The organism is Bacillus cereus group sp. MG16, from assembly GCF_040459875.1.
Taxonomy (GTDB): Bacteria; Bacillota; Bacilli; order Bacillales; family Bacillaceae_G; genus Bacillus_A; species Bacillus_A paranthracis.
Genome location: NZ_JARVHE010000001.1, coordinates 2,669,280 through 2,685,223, shown reverse-complemented (window position 1 = coordinate 2,685,223; position 15,944 = coordinate 2,669,280). Strand labels below are relative to the sequence as shown.

Here is a 15,944-nt window from a genome sequence, read left to right as displayed (position 1 = left end):
CACCTTCAATAAGTAAGGTGTGCTATTTTACATCTATAAAAATATTTTATCTGGGTATGGTAGTGCCAAAGGAGGCTTTTCAGATAATGAGAAATATTGTAGTTTTAAAGATTCACCATCAATTGACTTCAGCTTGCCACTGGAAACTTCACATTCAAACACAACAACAATATATTCTACTTGATCGCCATTCGAATATGTATGGCGATACTCTTCTCCTCCAAACACCCCTTTTTGTTTTTTTACTTGCACTTTCAATCCTGTTTCTTCCCACACTTCACGAACTACCGCTTCTTCTGGAGTTTCTCCAGGCTCAATTGCTCCAGCTGGCAAGCTCCAGTATTCTCCGCCAGGATATTGAAATAAGATTTCCCCTTGCTCATTTTTAATAACAGCAGCTACACTCGGTATAAAAATTAGTTCATGACCTAATTTCTCCCGGATTTTTTTATAATATAGCGACATAGACATATAATTCTCTCCCACTCCATTAATAAATACCTGTATTTTCTGATATCTATTGTATAATAATACCAAAAACGATTTCTATATAGAAAGGATAAGAAAATGAACCAAGTACAACTAGTAAATAGCTTTCTATCATTTTTAGATACGACAAAACAGCCTACTAGCTTAAAATTTTTAAATGAGCTTATTAAAGCTCATCAAGAAAAAATAAAATGGGAAACTCTTACTAAAATAATTGACTGGGAAAAAGGTAATGAAACAGGCAATTATTTTCCTTCCATTGAGACATACATAAACCGTATTACAACAAAAGGTCTCGGGGGTACTTGTTGGACGCACTCAATTGGATTCCATTGGTTATTATCAAATCTTGGTTTTGATGTTCATTATATGTATATGGATCCCGGACATTTATGTTTACGGGTTAATTTAGACCAACCTTATTATGTTGATGTTGGTTATTGTGCACCTTTATTCCAAGCTTACCCACTTTATGAATCATTTCAAGTAAGTAATGTAAGAGAAACTTTCACTTATGAAGTCTCAAATAATAAGATTAAAATTGCTAGAAATCCAGGTCCAGCAAAAATCTTACATACAGATCCAATACATTTATCAAGTATGAAAGAACTCATTACAAAGTCTAACGATTGGCATACATCTCCTGTATTAAAGAAAATTCAGATTTTCGGTTATATCGATGGTATTCCAACTTCTATTAATAATAATGTTTTAAAACGATATTTCCAAGGTAAGAAAAGAGAACACATCATTACATCTTCTGAACTTAATTATTGGATAACAGAAAGATTTTGTGTTGATAAAGAAATATATGAAAGAGCTATTGAGGTTTTCAATAAAAAATCTTTAAACAGTAAAAGCGTTACTCATGAGATTGAGTAACGCTTTTACCTTCATACATATCTTTAAAATTAAACTTCTTTATGATAAGCAGTTTCTACACATTCTGCTAGACGCTCAATTTGTTCCATAGTTAAACCTCGTGAAATCCAGCCTGTTAACTTATACATAATTTTATAGTAAAGATTACTAGGTTCATATTCTGAAATTAATGTCAGTGCTGTACCCTCCTCTTCTTCTTCTAACATATAAGTCATTGCCGAATAACCTTGCTTCATTTCACTGCCAAGTGAAATAATATGAGGTGCATCGTATTCAAGGATTTCTACTTCAGCCTCGAATATTTTCTTACCGACTTTTTGAACAGTAATATATTTATCTCCTACACGTGGATTCTCTTTATCCATATTTGAAGGATAGCGATTTTCTATTATAAACGTATTCCATTCTTTTATTTTTTCATCTTCTATTATGTAGTCACATACAACATCCATTGGTGCTTTTATTACTATTTCTATTGCAAAGCTCATTATACTGCCCCTCTCAAATACCCTATCCATTTCTATTTTAACTAAATCATTATGCCATATTTTATATAGTGAAATACAAGTAGAATTTTAACTTTGAATCGGCTACACTAAGTTGGACAGATACTATAAGGGCTAGTAGACTTAACATACTAACCTAAGGGAGCGTGCTACTATGTCACGTCAACGTCGAACTTTTACACCAGAATTTAAACTTCAATTAGTAAAGCTATATGGAAATGGAAAGTCCCGTGCAGATATCTGTCGAGAATATGAAATAACGCCTTCTGCGTTGGATCGCTGGATTAAGAATCATCAAGAAACTGGGACATTTACTGCTAAAGAAAATCGGACAGAAGAAGAAAATGAGTTAATCAGATTACGTAAAGAAAATCAACGTTTAATGATGGAGAATGACATTTTAAAGCAAGCAGCGCTGATCATGGGACGAAAATAGATGTGATCCGAAATAACACTCACAAATATTCAGTATCAGCAATGTGTAACGTCCTTAACATCGCCAAAAGTACCTACTACTATCACGCCAAGCCGCGTGAACAAGACGCACATGAAAAAGAAGACGTTGAGCTTTCCAACGAAATAGAACGACTCTTTAAAGAAAGCCATAGTAACTATGGTACTCGTAAACTCAAAGTAGAATTAAAGAAACAGAAGATGGTCGTTTCTAGACGTCGAATCGGTCGAATTATGAAACAATTAGGACTTGTATCAAATTATACGGTGTCACAATACAAGCCGTATAAACAAACCTGTAATGAAGCACCAATCAAAAATGAGTTACAACGTCAGTTTAAACAAGAAGAGCAATTAGCTGTAGTTGTCAGTGATTTAACATACGTCCGTGTTGAAAAAAAATGGCACTATGTATGCTTATTTGTGGACCTTTTCAACCGAGAAATTATAGGTTACAGTGCTGGTCCAAATAAGACAGCAGACCTTGTGTATAAAGCATTAGCGAGTATTAAAGGAAATTTACATAACATCAAGATGTTTCATACAGACCGAGGAAAAGAGTTTGATAATAAACTGATTTCAGAGGCTTTAGAAACATTCAGAATTCAACGATCATTAAGTATGAAGGGCTGCCCCTACGATAACGCTGTGGCCGAAGCGATGTTCAAAGTGTTTAAAACAGAATTCGCAAACGGAGCACACTTCGCTTCTCTTGAACAGCTCGCTCTTGAACTTGATGATTATGTTCATTGGTTTAACAACATTCGAATTCACGGAACACTAGGCTATTTAACGCCAGTGGAATATAAGAAACAGACCTTATAAAAATTGTCCAGTCTAGTGTTGACATTCCACTTTTTATTGTGAGGGGGGTTCAATAAATAATCATTTTTTATTAATTTAAAAACTTATTCATACAAAATATTTTATTAAAGATACAACAATTAAAAACAAAGCCACGAGTAATAAAGCAATCCCTATACTTCTATTTTCTTTTTCGTTATTTTTTAAATTTTGCACGCCTAAGCTAACTAATATAAACCCTAAAAGCGTTTGTAAAATTAGCATACTCAGTTCCGAAGTATTATTCCAACTATAAATAGAATACCCCATTATAATAATTGCAAGTAAAACAGTTACGATCCTATTCATACGAAAATCCCTCCTATTTAAAAAGAAACCGCTAAGTTTCCTTAGCGGTTTTATTATCAATTTATATTTGTAAAAATTGCTTTTCATGAATTTGATATAAGTCAAAAAGATTTTCTGGTCAATATAACTACGTATGTTAGTACACTTTTTCTTTATTCAGTCTACTTACAATTCCAACTATAAATTTATAATCAGTCCTCCTCTTCTTAACCTTTTTAAACCCTTCTTTCGTATCAAAAATTAAACACGTTTTCCGAAACCACATTCGTACGTACAGTGACTCAAAATAAATAGGTTTTATAATTCCTCGTTCTTCAAATTCAGTTCCATCTTTATTTTCGGTTTCTGTTCGAACAAACCACTTATTTCCGATGCCAATTTCAATATACTTCACATAAGTCCTCCTTCCGGAAATTAATTTCTAACTATTCTATTATTTCCCCGGTAAGCGCACATTCCGACAGAACATGAGCCCACAAAGAAAAAGTAGATTACAAAAATCTACTTTATAACTTATATTTTTGCATTCGTTTATAAAATGTACTTCGAGGTACATCTAAAAGTTTTGCAGCTAATGAAACATTTCCATTTGTCTTTTCTAGCGCTTCAATCATGCTATCACGCTGTATTTTTTCACGGAAATTTAATGTGTTCTCTGTTTTATTTTCTGCTTGCAATTCAAATTGAGGTTGATTTCCCATCATTGTTTGTAATAAAAAAGAGATTTGTTTTTCGCATATTTCTCGTCCTTGCGACAAAATGTAAATGCGTTCTAATACATTTAATAATTCTCGAATATTTCCGGGCCATGTATGCTGAAAAAATTGATTACAAATACTTTTTGGAAATACAACATTCCAATTCTTTCGTTCACAAAATTGTTGTATGAAGTACGGAATATCCTCTTTTCTTTCTATTAACGATGGAACATATAGTGGATAAACATGTAAGCGATAATATAAATCTTGACGAAATTTCCCTTCTTCTACTAATCGCAATAAATCTTTATGTGTCGCAGTAATAATACGAATATTAACTGGCACCTCTTTTGAACTGCCAATTGGGGTTACTGTTCGTTCTTGTAAAACACGCAATAATGCTACTTGCATCTCTGGTGGCACTTCACCAATTTCATCTAAAAATATTGTTCCTCCGTCTGCTTGTTCGAATTTCCCTTTATATCCTTGGCGCCGTGCACCTGTAAACGCTCCTTCAGCATAACCGAACAATTCACTTTCCATTAATTCTTTCGGTAATGAACCGCAGTTAACAGCTATTAAAGGACCATTTTTTCTTGGACTATTTTCATGAATCGCTCTCGCTACATATTCTTTCCCTACACCTGTTTCACCACAAACATATACACTTGCGTCAGTTGGAGATACAAGCTTAATTTCTTCTAAAGTATGTTGAAATGCACTGCTCGTCCCAATAACTCCAGGGAAAGTAATTCCGTTTATAAGTGGGACAGTTGAAAATAAATTTCCTTGTTTATTTTCCTTTACATAAATACATTTCCCAATCATTCTGTTATTACTGTATACTGGCACTTCTAATTTAAACTTCAATCCATATTGCATTAAATCTTCAAGTTTCATCCGTGACCAATTACATACTCGTTCCCGAACCCTCTTGCTTGCAGAAACGATAACATCACGATGATTACAAATTACAACTTGTTCATCACTATCAATTACATCTAAAAAACGATGGATTAACTGCAGTTCATTTTGATGTACTCGAATACTACATTCACGTTCAATCGCATGTGCAATCGAAGTTACCATACCGAGCATATATGGATGCGAAAACTCAATCGGACAAGAGAAATCTAGAACGCCTATTAATTTCCCATCATCATTATGAATAGGAGCGGCCGCACAGCTCCAGCTATGAGATGCGACAGAATAATGCTCTGTACCACTTATCATAATAGCCTCTTCAATCTCAAGCGCTGTTCCTATCGCATTTGTACCAACAGCTGCTTCCGTCCATTTCACACCTTCAATGAAGTTAATATGTTTTGCTCGTTTCAATGTTTGTTCATTTCCACTTAACGATAGAACGTAACCGTCTGGATCAATTAATAATGCCATCATTTGCAGTTCATCAATGGTTTTTCTCATATTTTGTATTTGAGGTATTGCTATATCTAGGAAGATTTCACTCTTTTTCTTTTGGTCTTGAAAAACATTAGAAGACAAAATTTTCTGACCTTTATTCATATGAGGATTCACATTTGCTTGTTTACATCGATACCATGACTCTGAAATTCTTTCATTTATACGGTTCGAATCAAGGACACCTTCATCAACAAACTTTTTCCATGTATGTAAGTAAAACGGTGAAGCTAGCATTGTATCATCTCCCTATTCATTGTTTTGGAGATCTGTAAAAAACATACTTTTATTATAAAACTGAATAAAAGCGTTTTCAACAAAACTAGAAAGACGACACAAATATGTTAATAATTTGAATATCTTAATGCACTTCTTTATTCTTTTTTAGTAGCACTATATTTTGTATAATGGAAGCAAAGAAAATACATAACCAAAACCACTTTTGTGGATTGCCATTTATAAAGAAAACAATCACGGCTATTGCAAATAAAATTGTGGATGCTACTCTAAAATATAATTTTGTTTTCATTCCCATTATCCCTCACCTCTCTATCACTTTACAGTACACACTAACTCTTCATTTTTCATCTCTACTATGTACTCCTGAAAAACATATTGTTTCCCTCCATGTTTTTCATACCATTCGTGTATTTTTTTAGTATGCTTCTCATCACTTCTAATTTTTGATTCTATTTCTTTATACTGTTCATAACTATCATATTCCCATATGGCAAACACTTCAGTCGTGCCATTCTTATTATCTTTCATCCAGCGCCCTATTAGCCTAGATCCATGCTTTAACTGATTAGGTAAGTTCGTATGATTGAAATGATCATTAAATATTTTAATAAATTCACTTTTTACTATATAGTACTTTCTTCTATAAAACATACATTCCCACCTCTTTTATGCGCAGACTCAAATACATCTTCCCATTACAACCGTATTATAATACTTCCCATCCGACAGCCTTTTATCATTTTTTAAAATACCTTCTACTTCAAAACCTAATTTTTTATATAGCTGAATGGCTTTTTCATTTGTTTCTAATACTTGTAATGATATCTTTTTAATCTCATTTTCATCAGCCCAATGAATAGATTGTTGCAATAGACTCTTACCCATTCCATATCCCCAAAACTCTTTTAAAATACAAACACCAAATTCTACTTTATGAGATAGTCTCTTCAAATTTGCCCCTTCGCATCTTGAAAATCCAACGATTCGATTGTGCACTTCTGCAACTAAAAACAGGTTCTTACTCTCTTCACTATCTGTTTTTATTATGTTTTGAAATCCTATCTTATTTATAAATCCCTCTCCAGCTTCTCTATCCATATTTTCAGTTTCTCCATCGATCTGAACTCTAATTTCCGATAACTGTTCCGCATCTGCTTCAGCTGCAGAACGAATTGTATAAGTTAATCCATTTATGTGAAACTCCTGTCCTTTTATAATCATTACAAACTCCTTTTAAATGCAGTCTATTGGTGCTATTATAATTTTTTTACCTTGTTTCTCAAATTCTTGAATTGTTTCTTTACTAGCCTCTTCATCTGTTATTATAAGATCAATTTCTTTCAGTAAAACTCCATTTATAAAGCCGTCTATTCCGAGTTTATTATGGGGTGCTAAACAAATATTCTTTTTAGCAATCTTACTTACTGTTTTACTAAAATAAGCAACTTCAGGCGTTGCAGTACTTATACCATTCAATGAAATGCCACCACCTGTAGAGAAATACAGATCAATAGAGAGTCTACTTATCAATTCTGAGGCAAGTGTATCTGTCATATTTCCTGATGGTTTCACCTTTCCACCAATTAAGTACGTATCAATGTTCTTATATTCCCGTAACGTACTAGCAATTTCTAAAGCATTCGTAATAACTGTAAATGATGTTTCAGGTAAATATTTTAACATGGCATAATGAATGGAAGCTCCACCAATAAAAACGGAATCTCCTTCTTGTGTATAAGAAGCTGCGATTTTTGCAATTGCGTCTTCATATACAGAACCATTACTATAACGTTTCAATGGCTTGGTAGCTAAATTCCGTACTCTAGCAAGTTCAATTGCTCCTCCATGTGTTCTTTTTAACAAGCCATCCTTCTCCATAATAGACAAATCTCTTCTTATAGAATCGATAGACATATCGAAACTTTCCGCAAGATCCTTTGCAATTACCCTTTCATTTTTCTTAAGTAACTCTAAAATTTTCTCTCTACGCTCTTCAGTAAACATGTGTCCACCTCCGTTATTGAAGATTCTGAAATCTTATCCTTATTTTAATTATATGCATGTCTCTTCCGCTTTACAATATTTTCACTTCTTATTCACTCCGTTTTATTCAGCTTTTTCCCTCTTTCTATTCAATTATCTTGACAACAAAATAAATGTATATTTGGATATTCCGCAAATATACTTCCATTTCCTTTCCTATTCATGTAAAATTATGCCTATGTTTTACTTTTTAACACAGAAAGGAATTATTATGAAATCTATAATGAAAGTAACTTGTACAGCATTATTATTTACAGGACTTATGGCAGGATGTAACGGGAATACTGCACCAAAACAAGAAAAGAGCGCTCTTGAAAAGAATGCAATGCATTATGGGGAAATAGTTAAAAATGAATACTATAGAGCAACTGTTGAAAATGCTAAATTCGAAAAAATAGACAAAGAGTGGCGTCTCACAGCTCGCGTTACAATAAATAACGCTCGTGCCGACGGACAAACGATAGATCTTTCAGAAATAAAATATTTCATAAAAGATGAAAAAACGGGTGAAAAATACGAAGGTGCAGTTATACAAAATGAAAATGCTAAAAAGGTTCCATCTGAGTTTTCTTTAACTACTGACATTGAATTTAATATGAAAACTTCTCCAAAAGATTTAAATAATATGTATTTATTCATAGATAGCAAAGCCGCGCCGTTAACAGATACATATTGGAAACTTGATAATTTAGCAATTAAATAAAAAACAGTCAAATACGACTGTTTTTTTGTTTGTAAAGTAATCAAGTTTACTAGTAATCTATCTCCAGCAATACATCTTTTGCACAAATCGTTACTTCTTCAGCTTCCCTCCTAAAACATTTCAACATCCAACAAAAGCGATATATCTATTTATTATAGCATTCTAATAACTATTTTTTCTAAAGAAAAAATGCAAAACTGTAAATATTCCATCTTTTATTTCTAAAACTTCAGAATATTTACAATAGTCGATAATTAGAATACATTTTACTAGTACAAAGATTCACTTGTACAAAAATCTAAACAAAAAGGGATGGTTATATGTTGAAAAAATTAGTAGCAGGTACATTAGTAGCGGGATTTGCATTAACTGGAGGACTAGGAGTAGCAAGTGCTGAAGAAAAAGGTAACACAATTAAGTCTTTTGATTATTTAAAAGTGGATGAACAGAATGTTAATTCACTTACAAAATTAAGTGATCAAGATAAGAAAGACATCCAAATTACTATGGTATTACCAGAGCAAAATGAAAATGGAGATTGGCTAGCTTATGGTTTTACTAGCCGCGAAACATTAGATGCTTATATTGAAAAGGATAAAAAAGTACTTAAAAATAAAATTAATCCTTTAGGTAGCGGTGCTGGTAGTACTGATTTTTATGAACATAAAGATAAAGGTGGCCAATATATTTACTGGAGCAGCGGCTTTAAAAACTTACCATCTAGCTGGAACGACAGAATTTCCTCTGTAAGTACAGCATCACCTTCAGCAAGTTATTCAACGACACTTTGGGAGCATACTTCAACACAAGGCTATGGAAAAGGTGTTGTATTCAAACATGCGGATTGGTACGGTAAAACTGCTAATTTAGCTGCTGATTGGAACGATATTACTTCAGCGATTGACGTAAAAAAATAATAGGATATTCAATTTCTCCCGTAAAAATTCAAACCACTATTCTCTTATTCATTTAGAGAATAGTGGTTTATTATATTTCCATCTAAGCATGTACAGCATGTCCTACCGCTTGCAATAGCGCTTCATGAATCGCTTCAGATAAAGTAGGATGCGCTGCAATATAATCTCTCATAATATCGGCAGTAACTTCTGTATGAATCATTACAGTTCCTTGTCCAATCAGTTCGGTTGCACGTGGACCAATAATAGAAATCCCTACAATTTCTTGATATTTAGGTTCCACAATGACTTTTACTTTACCCGTTTGTTCTCCAATAATAAGCGCTTTTCCATTTGCTGTAAAAGGAAATTCTCCAATTTGTATGTCACCGTACTGCTCTCTTGCATCTTTTTCTGTTAAACCGACACTAGCAATTTCTGGAGCGGTATAAATACAGCGAGGTACAGCATGGTAGTTTACTTTTACATCTTCTCCACTCGCGTGTAATGCTGCCGTCGTTCCTTCATGGAATGCAACGTGAGCAAGCTGGATTCCACCAATCACATCTCCTGCTGCATAAATATGTGATACATTGGTTTGCATATGTTCATTCACAGAAATTCCTTTATTTGAATATTGAATGCCTGCTTTTTCTAAATCTAATTGTTGTACACGTGGTTTTCGGCCGACAGAAACGAGAACAAATTCTGGATTAACTTCTTGGATACTTCCTTCATATTCAAATGAAGCCTGCTTCTTATAAGTATTTAATCCTTTTAAAGCTGCTCCTGTAAATATTTCTACACCATCATTTTCTAGTTTCCCTCTTAAAATGTGTGCGATATCTTCATCTTCACCTGGTAATAATTGCGGTGCCATTTCAACAATCGTAACTTTTGTTCCAAGACGACTATAAATACTTGCAAACTCGCATCCTATTACACCACCGCCAACGATTAATAATGATTTTGGTATATAATCTATGGACATTGCATGGCCGCTATTTAAAATCCACTTTCCGTCAAATGGAGCAAAGGGTAATGCAGTCGGTTCTGAACCTGCCGCTATAATGAACTGTTCTCCATCTACTACATCTTCTTTATCACCGTATATAACTCGCACACGATGATCCGTTTCAAAGTTCGCTTTACCTTGTATAACTTTTATTTTATTTTTCTTCATTAAATATTGAATTCCTTGAACGAGCTGCGTTACGATTTGTGATTTCCTCGCCTGCATTTGCTTCCAATCAATTGATATACTTCCATTATTGAGTGTAACTCCATAATGATTCGCTTTTCTCACAATGTCATGCACTTCTGCACTTTCTAACAATGATTTTGTAGGCATACACCCAACATTTAAACAAGTCCCGCCAAGATCAGCTTCATCAATAAGAGTGACATCTTTTCCATTTTGAGCTGCGGTAATTGCCGCTACATAGCCAGCAGGTCCGCCACCAATAACGACTAGTTTACTCATTCTCTCACCTTCTCTTTATAAAAGAATTGTTACAGGTTCTTCTAAATAACGTTTAATTGTGCGTAAAAATGCAGCTGCTGGTGCACCATCTAATACACGATGATCGAATGTTAAACTTAAAGGTAACATACTGCCTTTTTTTATTTTCTTCCCTTTATATACTGGAACATGTTCAATTGCACCTACACCTAAAATACCAGTTTCAGGTGTATTTAATACTGGCGTAAAATATTCAATACCGAAGCTACCTAAATTACTAATTGTAAAGGTTGTCCCTTGCATATCATCACTACTTAAACTACCTTCTCTTGCTTTTTGTGCAACGTTTTTAATTTGTTTAGATAACTCTACTAAAGATAGATTATTAGCAAAGCGAATAGCTGGAACGACTAATCCTTTTTCTAATGCGACTGCCATGCCTAAATGAACATGTTCAAATTGATGAATTGTATCATCCATATAAGCGCTGTTCATTTCTTTATGCTCTCCAAGCGCTAATACAACAGCTCGAGAAACGAAATCCGTAATAGTTAGTTTGTTATCGTATCGTTTTTGTACAACTGCCGTTATTTCTTTATGTAAAGCAACTAAATCTGTAACATCTACTTTCATCGTTAATGTTAATTGCGCACTATTTTGTAAACTTGCATGCATACGGTTTGCGATTGCTTTCCGCATACCAGTAACAGGAATTACTTTACTTTCTTCTTGTTCAAGTACTTCTGGAATTGTTACTCTTTCTTCAATCACTTTTAATACGTCTACTTTTGTAATCCTTCCGCCGGGGCCTGTACCAACTAATGCTTTGATATCTAGATTTTCAGACTTTGCAATTTTCTTCGCTACAGGTGAAATTTTGATTCTTTGCTTCGCCACTTCTTTCGCATATGGTTCTGGATGTTGGACCTTTTTAAGCTCTAGATTAGGTGCTTTTTCTTCTACAACATTTATACTTTCATTGATTTCTACTTTTTCGTTCAGCTTACCGATATAGCAAATGACAGTGCCAGGTGGAACTCCCTCATCTTCACTTACAGCTATATCAAGAACAGTTCCATCCGCTGGTGCTTCTATTTCAGTTTCGATTTTTTCCGAATTAATACTAGCAATTAGTTCACCTTTTGATACATGATCGCCTGCTTTAATATTCCAGCTCGTAATAATACCTTCTTTCATCGCCATACCTAACTTCGGCATTACAACTTCTACAGCCATGCTTCTCTCTCCCTTCTCATCGTTTTATTACACATGTAATAAAGATTGGTCTCCGATCATTTCTGATACAGTTTCAATTACTTTTTCCGGCGTTGGCAAATATAACTTTTCAAGTGGTGGCGAGAACGGAACTGGTGTATGTGGTGCTGTAATTCGTTTAATTGGTGCATCTAACAAATCGAATCCTTTATCCGCTACAATTGCCGCAATATCCGTTGCGATACTACATCTTGGATTTGCTTCATCAATAACAATAAGGCGATTTGTTTTTTCAACTGATGCTAAAATCGTATCTTCATCCAGTGGTGATAAAGAACGTGGATCAATTACTTCTACTTCAAGTCCTTTTTTCGATAATTGCTCAGCAGCTACAAGTGCTGTATGAACTTGTTTTCCAATGGCGACGATTGTTACATCAGAACCTTCACGTTTTATATCAGCTTTACCTAATGGAATTGTATAATACCCTTCCGGCACTTCACCTTTCATATTGTAAAGTGTTTTATCTTCAAAGAAGATTACTGGGTCCTCATCTTCAATTGCCGCTAATAATAAGCCTTTTGCGTCATATGGAGTAGAAGGAACGACAACTTTTATACCTGGAATGCTCGTAAATAACGCATACAAACTTTGTGAATGTTGTGCAGCTGCGCTAAAACCTGCACCATGCATCGTACGTACTGTAACTGGCACTTTCGCTTTACCACCGAACATATAGCGGAACTTTGCACCTTGGTTTAATACTTGATCAAGACAACTACCGATAAAATCATTAAACATTAATTCAGCAATCGGACGTAGCCCTGTTGCCGCAGCTGCCATTGCTGCTCCCATGTAACCCGCTTCTGAAATTGGTGTATCTAAAATACGATTTCGGCCAAATTCTTGTACAAGGCCTTTCGTAACACCAAGAACACCGCCCCATGCTTCATCATCTTGCAAGTGATCAACTTGTGCACCACCTGCAACGTCTTCTCCTATTAAAATTACGTTTTCATCACGACGCATTGAGATTTTCATCGCTTCATTAATTGCAGTTGACATACTTACTGTTCTAGTCATTATTTTTCACCCTCCTCTTATTTGTAAGAAACGTATACATCTTTTAATAACTCTTCATCCTCTGGATATGGACTATTTTCACTAAATTCAATTGATTTTTGAACCGCTTCATCTACTGCCTTTTCCATATCTACAAGCTCAGATTCAGTTAATAAAGCTTCATGAATTAAATGCTTACGGAAATTCACAATCGCATCTTTTTCATTTAAATGTTCTTCTTTTTCTTCTGAAGTTTTATACGTTTGTGCTTCACCTTCGAAATGACCGTAATTACGATATGTCATACATTCAATTATTGTTGGACCACCGCCATTACGCGCACGTTCTACTGCTTCCTCAGCAGCTTTATATACAGCTAGCAGATCTTTTCCATCCACTTGAACACCTGGAATGTTATAAGCTTTCGCACGATCCGCAATAGAATCACAACTTGAAGCATATTCAAATGTCGTTGCTTCACCGTAACCGTTATTTTCAGCGATAAAAATAACTGGTAACTTCCAAATCGCCGCTAAGTTAACTCCTTCATGGAATGTTCCTTCATTATTTGCTCCATCACCGAAGAAACAAACACTTACATCTTTCGTTCCTTTATATTTAGCTGTTAATGCCGAACCGCAAGCAAGCGGGAAACCACCACCTACAATGCCATTTGCACCAAGCATTCCTTTATCTAAATCAGCAATATGCATGGATCCGCCTTTACCTTTACATAATCCTGTCGCTTTCCCGAAAAGTTCAGCCATCATACCGTTTAAATCACAACCTTTTGCGATACAGTGTCCATGTCCTCTATGCGTACTTGTAATACTGTCACTATCCGTTAAGTGGGCACATACACCAACTGCTACCGCTTCTTCCCCAGCGTATAAATGGACGAAACCTGGCAGAACGCCTTGCGCGAATAATTCATGCACCTTATCTTCAAACTTACGAATCTCTAACATTTTTTCGTACATCCAGCGAGCTTGTTCTTTCGTAATTCCATTCCCTTTACTTTCAGTTGTTTTTAACATGTTCAGCCCTCCTATTTTCTTGTTCATCTTTTATATTGCAAGTACCGTGCCAATTTCCAATCCTTGATTTAATAGGTTTTCTCTCTATGTTGAAAATAAAAAAGTGGACAAAATGAGACATTAGTCTCGTTTTGTCCACTTTTGTTCACCTAATTTGAAAATTATTATCTTATTCACCATCAAAACTCTTCTGTAATTTTCGGATGTAAATAATTTGACCGATATGATATGCATTATGAGTAGTTACATTGGCTAGCACTTCCCACCACTTTGCAGAAACAGGAAATCCCACTACATCGCTTTCAACCTTTTCTTCATTTATGAGATTTTGCCATAGTAACAGTTTCTCTAGTAGTTTTTCTCGTAATTCATCGAAAGTTTGATTATTTGAAAGCATAAAACTTTTGTTATTATCTCCGATAGCAGGCACAGCATTCACATTCGATTCTTTATATCTAGTTTGCCACGTAGAATTCCAATACAATAAATGTTGTACAATTTCAGCTATACTGTTACTCTCTTCATTCGGTTTCCAGAAAGCTTCCCTCTCAGATAAACCCTTAACTGCATCTGAAAACGGAATATACCAACTAGGATCGTTCGCATTCGCTAATAACTGATCTGCTAATACATCTTTCACATGGGCCATCTCTCTTCCCTCATTTCATAAACGTATTCATACTCACTTCTCTATATACGATAAGTCCGTATAATTCCCTCTTTAAAAACCATAGAATATAGAATTAACATGAATAGCTTTCAAAGAAAGTGTAAGAATAATAGATTTTCTTATCATAACTCGTTATGATAAAAGAAAAAGAAAGCTGGCAGAAAATGAATAAACAAATCGCGGTTATTACAGGAGCTTCAAGTGGATTCGGACTATTAACTACACTCGAACTCGCAAAAAAAGATTATTTAGTTATCGCAACAATGAGAAACCTTGAAAAACAAGGAAACTTATTATCTCAAGTTACTCAACTCAACTTACAGCAAAACATTAAAATTCAACAATTAGATGTAACCGATCAAAACTCTTTACATAACTTTCAATTATTTTTAAAAGAAATAAACAAAGTGGACCTCCTCATTAATAATGCAGGATATGCAAATGGTGGCTTTGTAGAAGAAATTCCAGTAGAGGAATACCGTAAACAATTTGAAACGAACTTTTTTGGAGCTATATCAATTACTCAGCTTGTTTTACCTTATATGAGAGAACAACAAAGCGGAAAAATTATTAATATAAGCAGCATTAGTGGTCAAGTTGGATTCCCTGGTCTATCTCCTTACGTTTCTTCAAAACATGCATTAGAAGGATGGAGTGAATCCCTTCGTTTAGAAGTAAAACCGTTCGGAATAAATGTTGCGTTAGTGGAACCTGGTTCTTATAACACGAATATATGGGAAGTTGGTAAACAATTAGCAGAAAATCAATCTGAAACTACCTCTCCATACAAAGAATATATGGATAAAATACAAAAACATATTAATAGCGGCAGTGATACATTTGGTAATCCGATAGATGTTGCTAATAAAATTGTAGAAATTGCTGAGTCTAAGCGTATGAATTTACGTTATCCAATCGGTAAAGGTGTAAAATTTATGATCTTTGCAAAGAAAATTCTTCCTTGGAGATTGTGGGAATATCTTGTTTTGAGAAGCTTTAAGAAAATGTAATTAC

At 34.5% G+C, this 15,944-nt stretch carries 19 protein-coding genes; 5 read left to right on the top strand and 14 right to left on the bottom strand.

Going from position 1 to position 15,944, the window contains the following annotated elements:
* Positions 1-33: 33 nt before the first annotated feature.
* Complete coding sequence (locus QCI73_RS13880; protein ID WP_327923832.1) at positions 34-471, bottom strand: NUDIX hydrolase; 438 nt, start codon at positions 469-471, stop codon at positions 34-36.
* A gap of 96 nt (positions 472-567) precedes the next feature.
* On the opposite strand from QCI73_RS13880, the gene QCI73_RS13875 reads away from it, so the two are divergent.
* Positions 568-1,371, top strand: a complete 804-nt coding sequence (locus QCI73_RS13875) for an arylamine N-acetyltransferase (protein WP_353823160.1) — start codon at positions 568-570, stop codon at positions 1,369-1,371.
* Between the two features lie 29 nt (positions 1,372-1,400).
* Here the strand turns inward: QCI73_RS13875 and QCI73_RS13870 are convergent, their stop codons facing one another.
* Entirely contained in the window at positions 1,401-1,859 is a 459-nt protein-coding gene (locus QCI73_RS13870; protein WP_353823159.1) for an SRPBCC family protein, read from the bottom strand.
* Between the two features lie 172 nt (positions 1,860-2,031).
* Between QCI73_RS13870 and QCI73_RS13865 the strand changes: the two genes are divergently transcribed.
* A protein-coding gene (locus QCI73_RS13865) for an IS3 family transposase (protein ID WP_353823158.1) occupies positions 2,032-3,155 on the top strand; the annotation gives its coding sequence in 2 pieces (ribosomal slippage) (positions 2,032-2,278 and positions 2,278-3,155; 1,125 coding nt in all).
* A gap of 87 nt (positions 3,156-3,242) precedes the next feature.
* Here the strand turns inward: QCI73_RS13865 and QCI73_RS13860 are convergent.
* The 7 genes from QCI73_RS13860 to QCI73_RS13830 form a co-directional block, all read right to left on the bottom strand.
* On the bottom strand, positions 3,243-3,482 hold the full coding sequence (locus QCI73_RS13860) for a DUF3953 domain-containing protein (protein WP_001080080.1): 240 nt from the start codon (positions 3,480-3,482) through the stop codon (positions 3,243-3,245).
* A 136-nt stretch (positions 3,483-3,618) separates the two neighbouring features.
* Positions 3,619-3,876: a DUF3977 family protein gene (locus tag QCI73_RS13855; RefSeq protein WP_353823157.1), complete on the bottom strand. Its 258-nt coding sequence runs from the start codon at positions 3,874-3,876 to the stop codon at positions 3,619-3,621.
* A 112-nt stretch (positions 3,877-3,988) separates the two neighbouring features.
* Positions 3,989-5,839 (bottom strand): sigma-54-dependent Fis family transcriptional regulator, encoded by a 1,851-nt coding sequence (locus QCI73_RS13850; RefSeq protein WP_353823156.1) that lies wholly within the window; start codon positions 5,837-5,839, stop codon positions 3,989-3,991.
* A 124-nt stretch (positions 5,840-5,963) separates the two neighbouring features.
* Positions 5,964-6,137: a hypothetical protein gene (locus QCI73_RS13845; RefSeq protein WP_262726031.1), complete on the bottom strand. Its 174-nt coding sequence runs from the start codon at positions 6,135-6,137 to the stop codon at positions 5,964-5,966.
* A 17-nt stretch (positions 6,138-6,154) separates the two neighbouring features.
* Positions 6,155-6,493, bottom strand: coding sequence for an NIPSNAP family protein (locus QCI73_RS13840; RefSeq protein WP_262726030.1), 339 nt, complete (start codon positions 6,491-6,493; stop codon positions 6,155-6,157).
* 27 nt (positions 6,494-6,520) lie between these two features.
* Positions 6,521-7,063, bottom strand: coding sequence for a GNAT family N-acetyltransferase (locus tag QCI73_RS13835; protein WP_262726029.1), 543 nt, complete (start codon positions 7,061-7,063; stop codon positions 6,521-6,523).
* Positions 7,064-7,075: 12 nt separating this feature from the next.
* Positions 7,076-7,846 carry a DeoR/GlpR family DNA-binding transcription regulator gene (locus tag QCI73_RS13830; RefSeq protein ID WP_353823155.1) on the bottom strand — a complete coding sequence of 257 codons (771 nt, stop codon included), beginning with the start codon at positions 7,844-7,846 and terminating at the stop codon, positions 7,076-7,078.
* Between the two features lie 250 nt (positions 7,847-8,096).
* Between QCI73_RS13830 and QCI73_RS13825 the strand changes: the two genes are divergently transcribed.
* Together QCI73_RS13825 and QCI73_RS13820 are read left to right on the top strand one after the other, a co-directional pair.
* Positions 8,097-8,588, top strand: a complete 492-nt coding sequence (locus QCI73_RS13825; protein ID WP_327923825.1) for a hypothetical protein — start codon at positions 8,097-8,099, stop codon at positions 8,586-8,588.
* Between the two features lie 320 nt (positions 8,589-8,908).
* Complete coding sequence (locus QCI73_RS13820) at positions 8,909-9,505, top strand: hypothetical protein (RefSeq protein ID WP_000914447.1); 597 nt, start codon at positions 8,909-8,911, stop codon at positions 9,503-9,505.
* A gap of 82 nt (positions 9,506-9,587) precedes the next feature.
* Here the strand turns inward: QCI73_RS13820 and lpdA are convergent, their stop codons facing one another.
* From lpdA to QCI73_RS13795, 5 genes are all read right to left on the bottom strand, one after another.
* Positions 9,588-10,967, bottom strand: a complete 1,380-nt coding sequence (gene lpdA, locus QCI73_RS13815) for a dihydrolipoyl dehydrogenase (protein ID WP_353823154.1) — start codon at positions 10,965-10,967, stop codon at positions 9,588-9,590.
* Positions 10,968-10,982: 15 nt separating this feature from the next.
* A complete protein-coding gene (locus tag QCI73_RS13810; RefSeq protein WP_353823153.1) occupies positions 10,983-12,182 on the bottom strand; it encodes a dihydrolipoamide acetyltransferase family protein in 1,200 nt (399 codons plus the stop codon).
* A 27-nt stretch (positions 12,183-12,209) separates the two neighbouring features.
* Positions 12,210-13,244: an acetoin:2,6-dichlorophenolindophenol oxidoreductase subunit beta gene (gene acoB / locus QCI73_RS13805; protein ID WP_353823152.1), complete on the bottom strand. Its 1,035-nt coding sequence runs from the start codon at positions 13,242-13,244 to the stop codon at positions 12,210-12,212.
* Positions 13,245-13,261: 17 nt separating this feature from the next.
* On the bottom strand, positions 13,262-14,260 hold the full coding sequence (gene acoA, locus QCI73_RS13800; RefSeq protein ID WP_000921306.1) for an acetoin:2,6-dichlorophenolindophenol oxidoreductase subunit alpha: 999 nt from the start codon (positions 14,258-14,260) through the stop codon (positions 13,262-13,264).
* A gap of 169 nt (positions 14,261-14,429) precedes the next feature.
* Positions 14,430-14,909 (bottom strand): DinB family protein, encoded by a 480-nt coding sequence (locus QCI73_RS13795; RefSeq protein ID WP_000951609.1) that lies wholly within the window; start codon positions 14,907-14,909, stop codon positions 14,430-14,432.
* Between the two features lie 185 nt (positions 14,910-15,094).
* On the opposite strand from QCI73_RS13795, the gene QCI73_RS13790 reads away from it, so the two are divergent.
* Positions 15,095-15,940 (top strand): oxidoreductase, encoded by an 846-nt coding sequence (locus QCI73_RS13790; RefSeq protein ID WP_353823151.1) that lies wholly within the window; start codon positions 15,095-15,097, stop codon positions 15,938-15,940.
* Positions 15,941-15,944: the final 4 nt, after the last annotated feature.